A 14,718-nucleotide genomic window follows, 5' to 3' on the forward strand; every position below is an offset into this window, starting at 1 on the left:
TGCCCCCTGTGTGGTGGTGGTGGCCTGCCGCATGACACCCTGTGGCCTGAGAAGGAGAGTCAACCATGGCCAATTCCGGGAAGGTGGACTGATTTCCATGGCGCAGTGGACCTCGGCCGTGGGGGCGGGGCAGCTGGCCCGGCTGCTCGGCTCCCAGCAGGACCGTCCGGCCGGCCCCGGCACGCGCCGACCGCCGGCCTACCGCGCGCTCGCGGACGGCATCCGGCTGCTCGTGCTGGAGGGCCGCGTCCCGGTCGCCGCCCGCCTGCCCGCCGAACGCGAGCTGGCCCTCGCCCTCACCGTCAGCCGCACCACCGTCGCCGCCGCCTACGAGGCGCTGCGCGCGGAGGGCTTCCTGGAGTCCCGGCGGGGCGCGGGCAGCTGGACCGCGGTCCCGGCCGGGAACCCGCTCCCGGCCCGCGGTCTCGAGCCGCTGCCGCCCGAGGCCCTCGGCTCGGTGATCGACCTCGGGTGTGCCGCGCTGCCCGCACCCGAGCCCTGGCTCACGCGCGCGGTGCAGGGCGCCCTGGAGGAACTGCCGCCGTACGCGCACACTCACGGCGACTATCCGGCCGGGCTGCCCGCGCTGCGCGCGATGATCGCCGAGCGCTACACCGCGCGGGGCATCCCCACCATGCCCGAGCAGATCATGGTGACCACGGGAGCGATGGGCGCGATCGACGCCATCTGCCACCTCTTCGGAGGCCGCGGCGAGCGCATCGCCGTGGAGTCCCCCTCCTACGCCAACATCCTCCAGCTGATGCGCGAGGCCGGTGCCCGGCTGGTGCCCGTCGCGATGGCCGAGGGGCTCACCGGCTGGGACGTGGACCGCTGGCGCCAGGTGCTGCGGGACGCCGCGCCCCGCATCGCCTACGTCGTCGCCGACTTCCACAACCCCACCGGCGCGCTCGCCGACGACGACCAGCGACGGCGCCTGGTGGACGCGGCCCGCTCGGCGGGGACGGTGCTCGTGGCCGACGAGACGATGAGCGAGCTGTGGCTGGACGACGACGTCGAGATGCCGTGCCCCGTGTGCGCCTTCGACCCGGCCGGCTCCACGGTGATCACCGTCGGCTCCGCGAGCAAGGCCTTCTGGGCCGGGATGCGCATCGGCTGGGTCCGTGCCGCGCCCGACGTGATCCGCAGTCTGGTCGCCGCGCGCGCGTACGCCGACCTGGGCACCCCGGTGCTGGAGCAGCTCGCCGTGAACTGGCTGTTCAGCACCGGGGGCTGGGAGCAGGCCGTGACGGTGCGCCGCGAACAGGCCCGGCAGAACCGGGACGAGCTGGTGGCCGCGGTGCGGCGGGAGCTGCCCGACTGGGAGTTCGAGGTGCCCGGGGGCGGGCTCACCCTGTGGGTGCGGACCGGGGGCCTGTCGGGCTCCCGGCTCGCCGAGGCGGGGGAGCGGGTGGGCGTCCGCGTCCCGTCCGGACCGCGCTTCGGGGTCGACGGTGCCTTCGAGGGGTACGTCCGGCTGCCGTTCACGGTCGGCGGCCCCGTCGCCGAGGAGGCGGCGGTACGGCTGGCCGCGGCGGCCCGCCTGGTGGAGAACGGGGGCGTCGGCGGCGGCGAGGCACCGCGGACGTTCGTGGCCTAGGGCCGGTCCGGCGGAGCAGGCCGCGGGAGCGCCACCGGCACCCGTGAGCGCCGGCGGGCCGAGCCCGGTCCGTTCGGCCGCCGGGGTCCGGACGGCGTCGACGCGCCGCGTCGGCCACGGGCGGCGGTGGCGTGGACCGGCGTGCCGCACCCGCGTCCGCGGTGCGACCCGGCTGAGGCGCCCCTGCCGCCGGGGCTCTCGGCGGCGGGCGCGGGCAGGATCCGGACCCGCGCCGGCTGTGCGAGGGGGCCGGAGCGGAGCGGTGGGTCGCACCGCCCCGGCCACGGCGTCAGGAGCTCTCCGCCGCGACGGCCTCGGCGGGGACCGTCTCACGGGCGGCCGGCTCGGCCGGCGCCTTCTCCACCGTCACGGGGGCCTGCTCCGGGTCCGCCGCGGCTTCCTGCGGCTCGCGCGCGGTCGCGGGAGCCGGTGAGTCCTGCTTCTCCGCCTTCTCCATGGAGACCGCCTTCGCCTCGGCCTCGGCCTCCGCCTCCGGAGGAAGGGGCGCCTGCTCCCCGTCCGCCGGTGTCGTGCGCGGGGGGAGCAGGTCGAGCACCGCCTGCCGGTGTGCCTCGCTCGTCGCGTCGTCGTAGGGGTCCGGGGTGGCCGGGACCTGGAGGCGGTGTACCGGGCCGGTGCCCAGGCGGGCATACCCCCGGCCGGGCGGGACCTGGTCGACGGGCGTGGTGTGCGGGGGAGCGCCCAGCGCGGTCGCCAGCTCGTCCGCCGTCGCCGCCCCGAGCACGACACGCGCGCGCGTGTGCTGCCGCACGGCGTCGGTGAGGCCGTCCAGGGCGTCCAGCTGGTCGGCGACGACCACGGTCACGTTCGCGGCCCGGCCGTGCCGCAGCGGGATCTGGAGCAGGGTCTGTGGGTCCCGGCGGCCGTCCGCGTCGGCGAGGTGGGTGAACGCGGTCGGACGGTCCACGAAGACCCACAGGGGCCTCCGGGTGTCGTCCGGCGCCGCCAGGCCCTGCTGCCGGGCCCGGTTGACGGAGATCAGACGCCGCTCCGTCTCGGCGGCAGCCCACTCCAGGCTGGTCAGCGCGCCGGTGAGGCCGCACTCCACGGCCAGGACACCGTCCCGGCCGACCAGGCAGGCGTACTCCCCGGTGCCGCCGCCGTCGACGATCAGCAGGTCGCCGTGGTGCAGCGCCTGGAGGGCGACCGAGCGCAGCAGCGTGGACGTACCGGTGCCGGGCTGGCCCAGGACCAGCAGGTGGGGCTCGGTCGAGCGGATACCGGTGCGCCACACGACGGGCGGCACGTCCCGCTGCTCCGCGCCGTGGGTGAGCGGGAGCGTGCGCTGGACCCCGGTCGGGTCGGTGAAGCCGAGGACGGTCTCACCGGGCGCCGTCACGAAGCGCTGGGCGGCGATGTCGGTGGGGAGCGCGGGGAGCACGTCCACGGAGAGGTGGTTGGCCTCCTCGTCCCACGTGAAGCGGTACTCCCGGCCCCGGCCGGACTTCGCGGTGAGCAGGTGCTCGATCCGGGCCCGGGACTCCGCCTCGCCGTCGGTGAAGTAGGCGGGGTAGCGGATCACCAGGTGGGCGACGCGGCCGTCGTCGTCGAACTCGTGGGCCGGGAACGCCTTCTCCCACCCACCGCCGTGGGCGTAGAGGGGGTCGGGGTCCTCCGCGATCGAGAAGTACGGGACCAGCGCCTCGTAGAGGGACTGCAGACGCCGGCTCTGCGAGTCGTCGGGACCCGTGGGCACGGGCGTGGTGCGGTCCCTGCCCTGCCAGGCCGCCGCCGCCATCAGGACGACGACGGCGAGCAGCGGGCCGTACGGCACGAGTGCCACGACCAGGACCACCGAGGCCACCAGGAACAGCAGTGCGCCGCGCCGGTCCTTGGGGGTCTCCGTCCATCTGCGCCGAGCGGCCGCGGCCAGTCGGCGCAGACCGCGGGCGATCGTGATCAGCGGCTGGAGGACGTCGGTGGCGCTGTCGGCCGCCGTCCGGGCCAGCTCCCGGCTCCGGGCGAGCTGTGCGCCGCCGTTGCTCAGAATGCGGGGGAGGGGCCGCCGGGCCACTGCTGCCTCCTGGAGGTGCGTACGTGCGGATGACGGGCGGGGGAGCGGGTCGTCAGAACTTGATGCCGCCGAGGAGGCCCGCCAGGCTCTCGCCGCCCGCCTTGATGCTCGGGGCGATGGCCGTACTCGCGAGATAGAACCCGAACAGGACGGCGACCAGAAGGTGCGAGGCCTTGAGGCCGTCCTTGCGGAAGAAGATGAAGACGACGATGCCGAGCAGGACGACGCCTGAGATCGAGAGGATCATGTGAGTTCTCCTGGTTCACGGGGACAGTCACCATGAGTACTTCCAGGCTCACAGCATGTATCCATACGATAAAAGGTGCAAATGGGGGAAAGTTGCCGGATTTACCCCAGGTGGTCGAGAGGTCCTTGGTCCGCTCGGGTGCCCCACGAGCCAGTACCCTGGCGATTCACTCGCACGGCCACACCGCTCGTGGCTGTGCGCACACGTTGTCCCCGGCGTCCGTCCGCCCCAGGACGGGCGTCACGTTCGCAGTGATTGCGCAGTGAGAGGTGGTCCGGCCGATGAGTGAAGCCCCCGACCCGGAGGTCGTGGAGCTGGCGACCAAGATCTTCGACCTGGCCCGGCAGGGCAGGACCGAGGAACTTGTGGCGTACGTGGACGCCGGTGTCCCGGCCGATCTGACCAACGACCGCGGCGACTCCCTCGTCATGCTCGCCGCCTACCACGGCCACGCCGACGCGGTCCGCGCGCTCCTCGCCCGCGGCGCCGACGCCGACCGCGTCAACGACCGGGGTCAGACTCCACTCGCCGGAGCCGCCTTCAAGGGTGAGACGGAAGTGACCAAGGCGCTTCTCGGGGCCGGCGCGGACCCCGCGGCGGGCACTCCGTCGGCCGTCGACACGGCCCGGATGTTCGCCCGGACGGACCTGCTGGAGCTGTTCGGCGCCTCCTGACGAGGCGGCGGAACGGAGCCCGTCGGGGTCCGCTCCGCACTTTCTGACCAGGGAAGACACTGAAAACGGGGGAGGCGGTACAGGGCCGCCGAAATTTCGGTCGCGGCAGATGTGACCGCCGGGCCATCATGACGACGTGGTTCACGGACGTGATGGCTGGGCAGATGTTGCCGCACCGCGCGGGCCGTGACACGGCCCGCAAGGGCCACCGACGAGAGGCAGAGGAACATGGTCTTCGGCAAGCAAGAGACGGCGGGCGATCCGACGTGTTGGCGCACGGCCAGGTAACGCGTGCTCCCCGGTTGCGTCGACGCTTGATGTGAGGCTGTTTCCCATGTTCGATCCGGTCATAGCGCCCAGCGGTACGCTGCTCGGCCTGCTTCAGCGGGGTCGCGGCGACGGCACGCTGCACGCGCTCACCGCTCCGCGCGCCGAAGCGCTCGCGGCGCTGAACCACTGTGTGCTCCACGACCCCCGCCACGACTGGCAGGTCGAGAACCGCTCCCTCTACTACGCCCGCCTCTACCTCGACCTCAACGGCGAGCTGGACGCGGTCGAGGCCCACCTCTTCGACCCCGAGGACGTCCTGGACGCCGACGAGTCGCGCACCGGGCTGGCACTCGCCGTCCTCGGCCACCTCGCCTCCTACGGCAGGCTGGACGCGCTCCAGCTGCTGCGCCGGTACGCCGCTCACGGCGTGAACTGGGCGTGGGCCCTCGACGAGCTGGCGCTGCGCGACGACGACGCCGGCCTGCGCGCCCTCGCCGCGCCCGTGCTGGCCCGCTTCCCGCGCGACGCCGAGGGCGAGGCCGAGCTGGCCGCCGCCGTGCGGGACGCCTTCGAACCCCGGCCCTGGCGTCTGTGGGCCGACGACCCCCGCGAATCGATCGCCACGCGGGTGCGTGCCGCCCAGGAGACGGGCTGCTTCGACCGCTGGCAGCGCCAGATGAACTCCAGCGGCCCGCGCCCCGGCTGGAGCGTGCGGGCCGTGTTCGAGTGGGCCGAGCAGGGCGTGGAGCGCGGCACCCCGCTCCACGTCCCGGCCGCCCGCTGCCTCACGGCCGTCGCGGGCCCCGAGGACCGGTCCGAGATCGTCGAGGCCGCGCGGACCGGCACCGAGGGCGCCCGCAGCACCGCCCTGCGCTACCTCGCCGACGCCAACGACCCGGACGTCCTCGGCCTGATCGAGGGCGCCGTGGCCACCGGCTCCGTCCCGGTCGTGGAGGCCGCCGTCGCCGCCTACGAGCGGATGCGCAGCCTCGCCGCGGTCGACCGGGCACGCGGCTGGGTGCACCGGCCCGACGCCCTGGGCGCCGCCGCCGGGCGGGTCCTGGCCTGCCGGGGTGCCGCCCAGGACCGGGATCTCGTCCTCGCCGCGCTGCGGGAGGCGGTACGCGGTGAAAGCCCCGACGCGCCGACCCTGTGGACCCTCGTCGACGGCACCGGACGGCTCGGCATCGCCTGTGCCGCTCCCGTACTGCGACACATCTACCGCGAAACCGCCTCCTCCCACCTGCGCGGCCGGGCCGCCCGCGCGCTGGCCGCCACGGATCCGTCCTTCGCGGCGGGCTTCGCCGTCGAGTGCCTGTGGGACTGCGAGGAGACCACCCGCGAACTCGCCGCCCGCCATGCCGAGACCGGCGACAACCGCGTCGTCGAACGCCTGCGCAGGCTCGCCACCGACCCGGCCGAGGAGGACGAGGTCCAGACGGCGGTACGCAGCCGCTTCGGCCCGGACGCCCCCGCCGTGTGAGCACCGCGGTACCGATGAGCGCGGTGCCGCCGCTGCGATCGGCCCTGCCGCACGGGCGGGTGGCCCGTCCTGGGGCCGACCGGCCTCCTCACACGGGGAGGCCAGGACGCCGGACCGCGCGGGCCGGAGCGTTTGCCCCGGCGCGCGGGGTGCCGGGGCCCGTCTGCGCTTCGGTGTCCCCGTCTGTGGTGCGTATGCCGTCGGCGGGTGGCTGGCGTTCAGGTGGTTCGGGTGGTGCGGTGCGGGGTTGGGTCTGTCTTTGTGCGGGGGTGTCGCGTCGGGGAGGTGGCGGGACCGTGGATCGCGCGGCGGGGAAGCGCGGGGCGCCGGGGTGGCTAGGGCTTGTCCGTCGGCAAGGGGGGCGTGGCCCGGCGTGGCACTGTGTCAGCGTCCGCCCGTCGGCACGAAGCGGACCGGTGTCCCCGGTGCCGCCTGGGCCGCCGCCGGGAGGTCGGTGGTGCGCACGACGCCGATCACCGGGTAGCCGCCGGTCGTCGGATGGTCGGCCAGGAACACCACGGGCCGTCCGTCGGTCGGCACCTGCACCGCGCCGAGCACCGTGCCCTCGCTGGGGAGTTCGCCCGGGCGGGCGCGCTCCAGCGCGGGCCCGTCCACGCGCAGTCCGATGCGGTTGCTCGCGGACGACACCCGGTACACGGACGAGGTGAACGCCCGCATCGCCTCCGGCGTGAACCAGTCGGCGCGTGGCCCGGGCGACACCCTCAGGACCAGCTCCGCCGGGGGCGCCGGCTGCGGCGCGACGTCCACGCGCGCGTGCGGCACGCCCGGTCGTCCCAGGGGCAGCACCGTGCCGTCCGCGAGCGGCGGTGGCCCGAGGCCCGACAGCAGGTCGGTGGAGCGGCTGCCGAGGACCGGCTCGACGAGGACGCCGCCCGAGACGGCAACGTAGGAGCGCACACCGGAGTCCGCCGCCCCGACGTCGAGCAGCGCTCCGGCCGGCACGCCGACCGCGGCGCCCCAGGACGCCGGCCGCCCGTCCACCGTCACCGCGCAGGGAGCACCGCCGACCGCCACCGTCACCGCACACCGCGCACGCAGGGCGCAGCCGGTGAGCGTGGTCTCCAGGACGGCGGCCCCCGGCGGATTGCCCACCAGCCGGTTGACCAGCGCCGCCGCGGGCGCGTCGAGCGCCCCGGAGCGGGGGACGCCCAGATGGGCGTGGCCGGGCCGGCCCCGGTCCTGCACGGTGGTCAGGGCCCCGGCCCGGACGACCGTGAGCGCGCGATCCGTCATGGAAGCCCCTGACCTCCCAGAAGTCCCTGGCCTCCCAGGGGAACGAACCGCACGCGCGTGCCGGGCGACAACAGGGCCGCCGGCACGCGCGTGTGGTCCCACAGCACGGCGTCCGTACTGCCGATCAGCTGCCAGCCGCCCGGCGACGAACGCGGGTACACGCCCGTGTACGGCCCCGCCAGCGCCACCGAACCGGCGGGCACGGCGGTGCGCGGGGTGTCGCGGCGCGGCACGTCGTAGCGCGCCGGGAGGCCGGTCAGATAACCGAAGCCGGGCGCGAACCCGCAGAAGGCGACCCGGAACTCGGTGCCCGCGTGGACGCGCGCCACCTCGCCCCGCGCGACGCCCCAGTGCGCGGCCACGTCGGCCAGGTCCGGGCCGTCGTAGCGGACCGGGATCTCCACGACGTGCCCCGCGCGCGGGGGAGCGGGCGGCGCCTCGGCGGCCGTCAGCTCGGACGAGATCCGGCCAGGGTCGGGGAGGCCGTCGAGGAGGACGGTGCGAGCCCCCGGGACGATCTCCCCGGCCGCGAGCATGCCCTCCGCGCGGCGCCGAAGAAGCTCCGCGTGCAGCGCCTGCGCCTCCTCGCCCGAGGACACCTCGACGAGCAGGGCGCCGTCACCGACCCGCAGGACGTTCACGCGAAGGCCTCCACACGGACGCCGGACGCCTCCAGCCGGTCACGGACCCGGCGCGCCAGTTCAACCGCCCCGGGCGTGTCGCCGTGCACGCACAGGGAACGCGCCCGGACTCCGACCGGCGCCCCCGAACGGGCGGTGACCGTGCCGGAGCGGGCCAGCCCCACCGCGCGTTCCACGACGGCGTCCGGATCGGCGACCACGGCGCCCTCCTGACCGCGCGGCACGAGGGTGCCCTCGTCGGTGTACGCCCGGTCCGCGAACGCCTCCGGGACGACCGGCAGCCCCGCCCGGCCGGCCCGCTCCAGCACGCGTGAGCCGGGCAGCCCGAGGACGGGCAGGGCGCCGCCCGCCATGAGCACGCCGTCGACGACCGCGGCGGCCTGCTCCTCGTCCCCGACCACCCGGTTGTAGAGGGCGCCGTGCGGCTTGACGTACGCCACGCGTGTGCCCGCCACCCGGGCGAAGACCTCCAGGGCGCCGATCTGGTAGGCCACCTCCGCCGCCAGCTCGGCGGGCGGCACGTCCATCGCGCGCCGCCCGAAACCGGGCAGGTCCCGGTAGGAGACCTGTGCGCCGATCGTCACGCCCCGCTCGGCCGCGAGTGCGCACACCCGGCGCATGGTCGCCGGGTCCCCGGCGTGGAAGCCGCAGGCGACATTGGCGCTGGTGACGACGGACAGCAGCCCCTCGTCGTCGGTGAGCCGCCAGCGGCCGAAGCCCTCGCCGAGGTCCGCGTTCAGGTCGATCGAGGTCATGTCTCCAGTCTCCCCGGTGTCGCCGCGGTCGGTACCGGACCGTGCCGTCGCGTCCCGCATCAGCCCACGCGGTACTGCTCGTCACGGGCGTCGGTGAGGAACATCTGCCCCGGCGCGTGAGTGAGCGCGAAGGGCGGCCGCGAGGCCATGACCGCCGCCTGCGGAGTCACGCCACAGGCCCAGAACACGGGGATGTCGTCCGGCTCGCGCTCCACCGCGTCGCCGAAGTCGGGCCGGTCCAGGTCGCCGATGCCGAGCACCGACGGGTCGCCGCAGTACACCGGGCTGCCGTGCACCGCCGGGAGCCGGCTGCTCTCGCGGATGGCCGCCGACAGGTGGGCGGGCGGCACGGGACGCATCGACACCACCATCGGGCCGTGCAGCCGCCCGGCCGGACGGCACCGGCGGGAGGTGACGTACATCGGGACGTTGCGGCCCTGCTCGACGTGCCGGATCGGGACGCCCGCCGTGGCCAGCGCCCACTCGAAGGTGAAGCTGCAGCCGATCAGGAACGTCACCAGGTCGTCCCGCCAGTACTCGCGCACGTCCGTCGGCTCGTCCACCAGCTCGCCGTCCCGCCACACCCGGTAGCGGGGCAGATCGGTGCGCAGGTCCGCACCGTCGGCGAGCACGGTGGTCCAGGACCCGGCGTCCGTCACGTCCAGGACCGGGCACGGCTGCGGGTTGCGGGTGCAGAACAGCAGCATGTCGTACGCCCAGTCGGCGGGCACCGAGATCAGGTTGGCCTGGGTGTGGCCGGCGGCGACCCCGGCCGTGGGGCCGGTCAGCCCCTCCCGGAAACGGGCGCGGGCCGTTTTCGGGCTCCACGCGTGCGTGTGCGCGTCGACGAGGGCGAGCGGCCGGTCCCCGGTCGCGGGGTGCGGGTGGTTCATGCCAGTTCCCTTCCGCGTGTCTCCGGGAGCCCCAGCAGGGCCAGCGCCGCGATGCCGTAACCGATGGCGCCGAAGACCAGCGCGCCGCCCACGCCCCAGCCGTCGGCGAGGAAACCGACCGTGGTGGGGAAGACGGCGCCCACGGCGCGCCCGGTGTTGTACGTGAAGCCCTGGCCCGCGCCCCGCACCGCCGTCGGGTACAGCTCGCTCAGGTACGAACCGAACCCGCTGAAGATGGCCGACATGCAGAAGCCGAGTGGGAAACCCAGCACCAGGAGCAGGGTGTCGGAGCCGCTGGGAATGTTCGCGTAGGCCAGGATGCAGACCGCCGACAGCAGTGCGAACAGCCAGATGTTGCGCCTGCGGCCCAGCACGTCGGTCAGGTGGCCGCCGGCGAGGTAGCCGATGAAGGCACCCGAGATGAGGAACGTCAGGTAGCCGCCGGTGCCGACGACCGACAGGTCGCGCTCGTCCTTGAGGTACGTCGGCACCCAGGTGGCGAGGGTGTAGTAGCCGCCCTGGACACCGGTGGAGAGCAGGCTCGCGAAGAGCGTGACGCGCAACAGGCCGGGGGAGTCCGCCGTGCCCGGTTTGAAGATCGCCGCGAACGAGCCCTTGCCCCGGCTCTTCTCGCGCACCTCCGCCGCCTTGGGCGCGTCGTGGACACTGCGCCGCACCCACACCACGAGCAGGGCCGGGAGCGCGCCCGTCCAGAACATGACGCGCCAGGCCAGGTCGTCCCCGGCCAGTGAGAACACCAGGGTGTACACGACCACCGCGAGCGCCCAGCCGACGGCCCAGGAACTCTGGACCGCGCCGAGCGTGCGCCCCCGGTGCCTGGCGCTCGCGTACTCGGCGACCAGCACGGCGCCGACCGCCCACTCGCCGCCGAAGCCGAGGCCCTGGAGGGCGCGGAAGACGAGCAGCGTCTCGTAGTTGGGCGCGAAACCGCAGGCCACCGTGAACACGGCGTAGGTGATCACGGTGAGCAGCAGTGCCCTGACCCGGCCGACGCGGTCGGCCAGTACTCCGGCGAGCGCTCCGCCGATCGCCGAGACGACCAGGGTGACCGTCGTGAGCAGCCCGGTCTGACCGCTGTCCAGGCCGAAGTAGGCGGCCAGCGCGACCATGGTCAGCGGCAGCGTGAAGTAGTCGTACGAATCGAGGGCGTAACCGCCGAACGCGCCACCGAAGGCGCGGCGGCCCCGCGGACCGAGGGCGCGCAGCCAGCCGAACGGGCCGTCGTCGGCGGCGGGTTCGGGTGCGCCCGGGGGACGGGTGCCGGCGGTCGCGGCCTGGGGTGGAGGGGGTGTGCTCATGGTGCACCTCGCAGTGGGAGGACGGAGGGTGCTGGTCGAGCGGTACTTGGTGGCACCGTAGGGGATCGTTCAACGATCCTTCAATACCCCTGTTGTTTCGTTCTGGTATCTGCGATTGAATTCCGGGCATGGCAGAGCAGTTGACGGGACTGGCCGACGACCGTGCCCTCCTCGGGCGGACCAGCACCGCCGAGCGGGTCTCGGACATCCTCAGGAGCCGCATCGCGGAGGGCTACTTCCCACCCGGGACCCGGCTCTCGGAGGACAGCATCGGCGGCGCCCTCGGCGTCTCCCGCAACACCCTGCGCGAATCGTTCCGCCTGCTCACACATGAACGCCTGCTCGTCCACGAGCTGAACCGGGGCGTCTTCGTCCGCGTCCTGACGGTCGAGGACGTCGAGGACATCTACCGCACCCGCTCTCTCGTCGAGTGCGCCGTCGTCCGCAGCCTGGGCGAGCCGCCGTACCCGCTGGACGGACTCGCGGAAGCCGTCGAGGACGGGCGGCGGTCGGCCCGTGAAGGTGACTGGAAAGGCGTGGGTACGGCCAACATCCACTTCCACCGGGAGCTGGTCGCCCTCGCCGGCAGCGAACGCACCGACGAACTGATGCGCAGCGTCTTCGCCGAACTGCGCCTCGCCTTCCACGTCGTGGACGACCCGCGCCGCCTGCACGAGCCGTACATCGCCCGGAACGCGGAGCTCCTCGCGACCCTGGAGAGCGGTGAGCGGGAGGAGGCGGCGCGACTGCTGGCGGTCTACCTCGAGAACTCGCTGAAGCGCGTCGTCGAGGTCTACCTGCGTCGGGTCGGGGACGACGCGTAGGGCGGCACGCGCACGGCGGCCGGCCCCGGCCGTCAAGGGGCCCATCTGCGTCGTTTGGGTCGATGTCAGACCGAGGACCTAGTCTGTGCACCGTGACTTCGCCTGCATCGACGGACAGCGTTCCGCCCCAGCTCAGCGCGGGGCCGCGCCCCGCCCCGGGCCCGGCCGCCGACGAGGGGCTGGCGCGGCGGCTGCGGGCGCTCGCCTGCACTGCGCCGCTGCACGACCTCGACGCACGCAAGGCCAACCTCGCCGGCGAGTACTCGGTCTACGGCATGGCGGAGGTCGCCCTCGCCGCCATCGACCTCGTCACCCTGAACATGGACTTCGACACCGGCGCCGACCACGACCAGATAGTGGCCAGGCTCATCCCGCGCGTCGCCGCCCAGGCCCCGCGCCGCCCCGTCGCCGAGCACGAGCGGGTGGCCCGCTGGGTCCTGGAGAACCTGATCAACGTCGGCAGTGTCGACCGCGGCTTCCGCGCGGTGTACGGCACCTTCGGCCCCGACGGCACCTACGTCCGCCGCGACTACGACTTCAAGCTGCTCGAAGAGGTCCCCGGCCCCGGCGGCACCGTCTACCTGCGCACCACCGACGAAGCGGTCAACGTCCTCGTCGGCGCCCTGGACACCGACGTCACCAGCGCCCAGATCGCCGCCGAGGTCAAGCTGGAGGTGCTGATCAGCCGCGGCCGCCTCGCCGACGCCCAGCTCGCCGCCGAACAGGCCCGGTACCGGACCGTGCAGTACTCCGAGACCCTGCGCCGCACCCTGGACGCCACCCGGCGCAACGTCCGGGCGGTCGACTGGCTCAGTGCCGTCCCCGACATGATCGCCGAGGCCCTGGACCACGTCGCCGACCGGTACCGGCACGAGAACGCGATCCTCACCAACATCCGCAAGGCCCGCGACGAGACCGAGGACGCCGAGCACAAGCGCCGCGCCGCCGAGCTGGTCGACATCGTCAAGGACTGCATCCGCCGCCACACCCAGCTCCAGTCCCGCCTCCTGGAGGCCGGCCCGCTCTTCCGCGCCGAGCAGGACCGGCAGGCCTTCGCCACCCCGCTCACGACCTCCGGCCTGGACCTGTACGGCCATCTCGTCGCCCCCGTCCTGCCGTTGCCCGTGGAGCGGGCGCTCCGCGTCACCGACGCCTTCTTCGCCCGTGGCACCGGGCTGCGCACGCCCGTCTCCGTCCGGGTCGGCGACCTCGTCGACATACTCCTCACGCCGCCGGTGGAGCGGGAGCACCTGGGTGCCGAGATGCCGGAACCCGACCTGATCGCCACCCCGGACGACAGCCGCTTCAGCGAGGAGCAGCTCGCCGCGGCCATGGAGCTGCTCGACCTGCCGCACGACGCCCCTCGCCGGCTCTCGGGGCTGCTGGCCGACGCCCGCGCCCGCGACGCCGAACTGCCGTACCTCGTCGCCCTGCTCGCCGTCCACGCGGCCAGCCCGCCGGTCGGCACCGCCTACCGCCAGGGCGAGCCGAAACTGCTGTTCGCCGTGGACGACGGCACCGAGCTGGACGACCCCGAGTTCGGCGGCGCCGACCTCATCGTCGGCACGGCGCTGCTGGACGCGGCGGGAATGGCCGCGGACCGGACGGAGGCGGCATGACGACCGGCCCGCACCACCGCTCCGGCCCGGCCCGTCACGCCTCCCACCGCCCGGCACTTCACCGGTCCAAGCACCCCGCGCGGCTCCGCATCACCCACCACCAACCCCAACGCCAACCCCAGCACCAGCACCAGCACAGCGAGGAGTACCGACCGTGACCGAGCACGTCGACCGGAGCGAACCGGAGGCGGGTGCCGCGCCGGCCACCGCGGCCGTCACGCCCGCCGACGCCGCCGACGCGGCGCGGCTCGTCGCCTTCGGCCTCCAGCCCAAACTGCTGCCCGCCCGCGACCAGGAGTACGCGGACCTGCTGCGCCGCCACCGCGAGGACCCGCCCTTCGCGCGGCTCGCCGACGCCGTGGCGGCCGGCCTGGGGCTGATCGTCCTGGAGGTCTCCCCGCGCGCCGGCATGGCCGTGACCGCCGCCGAGGACTCCGTGTTCGCCGTCCGCATGGGCGACTACGCGCGTCGCGCCGCCACCGACTCCGGCGACCGCTTCCTGCACGGCCTCGCCCACCTCGCCGTCGCCGCCATGGCCTACCCGCGTCCCGAGGACCTCGCCGACGACGGCTACATCGGCCGCGTCACGGTCAACGGCGTGGACGCGTTCGTCCGCCAGGCCTGCCGAAGGCTCGAGGAGCGGGCCGAGGAGCAGGGCGAGAACACCGACCCGGCCACCGACGCCCCGGGGCTGGAGGCCGCCTGGCGGATCTGGGTCAGGCGCAGCGCGACCGGCGCCACCAAGGACGCGCGCAGACTCCCGGGCTCTACCACCGGCATCGTCGGCAAGGCCGCCGCGTTCCTCACCGAGTCCGGCTTCCTCCAGCGCACCGGCGACGACCACGGCGGCACCTACCGCACGACGGCCCGCTACCAGCTCCAGGTGCGCGACATGGCGGGCAGCGCCGCCCTGACGGAGCTCCTCGACCTGGGCGTCGTACCGGTCACCGACGGCACCGCCACGCTGCTGCCCGCCGAGGAGACGGACGACCTGGACCTGGTCGCCGACGCCGGCCTGCCCTTCCACTCCTCCTGACACCCGCACCCGAACCCCGAGCCCGCATCCCGCACCCGAACGTCCCCGACTTCCCGAAGACTTACGAGAGT

General features: G+C 74.3%; 13 protein-coding genes. 6 read left to right on the top strand and 7 right to left on the bottom strand.

Going from position 1 to position 14,718, the window contains the following annotated elements:
* Positions 1-97 precede the first annotated feature (97 nt).
* Complete coding sequence (locus tag ACIQFU_RS20970; RefSeq protein ID WP_402553391.1) at positions 98-1,597, top strand: PLP-dependent aminotransferase family protein; 1,500 nt, start codon at positions 98-100, stop codon at positions 1,595-1,597.
* A 289-nt stretch (positions 1,598-1,886) separates the two neighbouring features.
* Here ACIQFU_RS20970 and ACIQFU_RS20975 read toward each other — a convergent pair whose 3' ends face one another.
* Positions 1,887-3,632: a hypothetical protein gene (locus ACIQFU_RS20975; protein WP_402553392.1), complete on the bottom strand. Its 1,746-nt coding sequence runs from the start codon at positions 3,630-3,632 to the stop codon at positions 1,887-1,889.
* A gap of 52 nt (positions 3,633-3,684) precedes the next feature.
* Complete coding sequence (locus ACIQFU_RS20980; protein ID WP_115741101.1) at positions 3,685-3,879, bottom strand: hypothetical protein; 195 nt, start codon at positions 3,877-3,879, stop codon at positions 3,685-3,687.
* Between the two features lie 281 nt (positions 3,880-4,160).
* Here ACIQFU_RS20980 and ACIQFU_RS20985 point away from each other — a divergent pair, with 281 nt between their 5' ends.
* Together ACIQFU_RS20985 and ACIQFU_RS20990 are read left to right on the top strand one after the other, a co-directional pair.
* Positions 4,161-4,553: an ankyrin repeat domain-containing protein gene (locus tag ACIQFU_RS20985; protein WP_402553394.1), complete on the top strand. Its 393-nt coding sequence runs from the start codon at positions 4,161-4,163 to the stop codon at positions 4,551-4,553.
* Between the two features lie 334 nt (positions 4,554-4,887).
* Positions 4,888-6,306 (top strand): HEAT repeat domain-containing protein, encoded by a 1,419-nt coding sequence (locus ACIQFU_RS20990; RefSeq protein WP_402553396.1) that lies wholly within the window; start codon positions 4,888-4,890, stop codon positions 6,304-6,306.
* A 384-nt stretch (positions 6,307-6,690) separates the two neighbouring features.
* On the opposite strand, the gene ACIQFU_RS20995 is transcribed toward ACIQFU_RS20990, so the two are convergent.
* From ACIQFU_RS20995 to ACIQFU_RS21015, 5 genes are read right to left on the bottom strand one after another with little or no spacing between them, the layout of a single operon-like run.
* Entirely contained in the window at positions 6,691-7,560 is an 870-nt protein-coding gene (locus ACIQFU_RS20995; RefSeq protein WP_402553398.1) for a biotin-dependent carboxyltransferase family protein, read from the bottom strand.
* Complete coding sequence (locus tag ACIQFU_RS21000; RefSeq protein WP_402553400.1) at positions 7,557-8,201, bottom strand: allophanate hydrolase subunit 1; 645 nt, start codon at positions 8,199-8,201, stop codon at positions 7,557-7,559. Before ACIQFU_RS21000 ends, ACIQFU_RS20995 begins: the two co-directional genes overlap by 4 nt.
* Positions 8,198-8,956 (bottom strand): LamB/YcsF family protein, encoded by a 759-nt coding sequence (locus ACIQFU_RS21005; protein ID WP_402553401.1) that lies wholly within the window; start codon positions 8,954-8,956, stop codon positions 8,198-8,200. The genes ACIQFU_RS21000 and ACIQFU_RS21005 overlap by 4 nt, the downstream gene beginning before the upstream one ends.
* 59 nt (positions 8,957-9,015) lie before the next feature.
* Entirely contained in the window at positions 9,016-9,849 is an 834-nt protein-coding gene (locus tag ACIQFU_RS21010; protein WP_402553403.1) for a putative hydro-lyase, read from the bottom strand.
* The gene (locus ACIQFU_RS21015) at positions 9,846-11,168 is read right to left on the bottom strand and encodes an MFS transporter (protein ID WP_402553404.1); all 1,323 of its coding nucleotides are present in this window, start codon (positions 11,166-11,168) and stop codon (positions 9,846-9,848) included. Before ACIQFU_RS21015 ends, ACIQFU_RS21010 begins: the two co-directional genes overlap by 4 nt.
* A gap of 128 nt (positions 11,169-11,296) precedes the next feature.
* On the opposite strand from ACIQFU_RS21015, the gene ACIQFU_RS21020 reads away from it, so the two are divergent.
* The 3 genes from ACIQFU_RS21020 (at position 11,297) to ACIQFU_RS21030 (ending at position 14,647) form a co-directional block, all read left to right on the top strand.
* Complete coding sequence (locus tag ACIQFU_RS21020; protein ID WP_402553406.1) at positions 11,297-11,992, top strand: GntR family transcriptional regulator; 696 nt, start codon at positions 11,297-11,299, stop codon at positions 11,990-11,992.
* Between the two features lie 92 nt (positions 11,993-12,084).
* A complete protein-coding gene (locus ACIQFU_RS21025; RefSeq protein ID WP_402553407.1) occupies positions 12,085-13,611 on the top strand; it encodes a hypothetical protein in 1,527 nt (508 codons plus the stop codon).
* A gap of 154 nt (positions 13,612-13,765) precedes the next feature.
* The gene (locus ACIQFU_RS21030) at positions 13,766-14,647 is read left to right on the top strand and encodes a hypothetical protein (protein ID WP_402553408.1); all 882 of its coding nucleotides are present in this window, start codon (positions 13,766-13,768) and stop codon (positions 14,645-14,647) included.
* Positions 14,648-14,718 lie beyond the last annotated feature (71 nt).

Origin of the sequence: Streptomyces sp. NPDC093065, assembly GCF_044754585.1 — a bacterium.
Taxonomy (GTDB): domain Bacteria; phylum Actinomycetota; class Actinomycetes; order Streptomycetales; family Streptomycetaceae; genus Streptomyces.

Excerpts from the sequence above, each read along its gene's own strand:
- ACIQFU_RS20970 (WP_402553391.1), top strand. The coding sequence starts at position 98 with ATGGCGCAGTGGACCTCGGCCGTGGGGGCGGGGCAGCTGGCCCGGCTG.
- ACIQFU_RS20980 (WP_115741101.1), bottom strand. The coding sequence starts at position 3,879 with ATGATCCTCTCGATCTCAGGCGTCGTCCTGCTCGGCATCGTCGTCTTC.
- ACIQFU_RS20985 (WP_402553394.1), top strand. The coding sequence starts at position 4,161 with ATGAGTGAAGCCCCCGACCCGGAGGTCGTGGAGCTGGCGACCAAGATC.
- ACIQFU_RS20990 (WP_402553396.1), top strand. The coding sequence starts at position 4,888 with ATGTTCGATCCGGTCATAGCGCCCAGCGGTACGCTGCTCGGCCTGCTT.
- ACIQFU_RS20995 (WP_402553398.1), bottom strand. The coding sequence starts at position 7,560 with ATGACGGATCGCGCGCTCACGGTCGTCCGGGCCGGGGCCCTGACCACC.
- ACIQFU_RS21005 (WP_402553401.1), bottom strand. The coding sequence starts at position 8,956 with ATGACCTCGATCGACCTGAACGCGGACCTCGGCGAGGGCTTCGGCCGC.
- ACIQFU_RS21010 (WP_402553403.1), bottom strand. The coding sequence starts at position 9,849 with ATGAACCACCCGCACCCCGCGACCGGGGACCGGCCGCTCGCCCTCGTC.
- ACIQFU_RS21015 (WP_402553404.1), bottom strand. The coding sequence starts at position 11,168 with ATGAGCACACCCCCTCCACCCCAGGCCGCGACCGCCGGCACCCGTCCC.
- ACIQFU_RS21020 (WP_402553406.1), top strand. The coding sequence starts at position 11,297 with ATGGCAGAGCAGTTGACGGGACTGGCCGACGACCGTGCCCTCCTCGGG.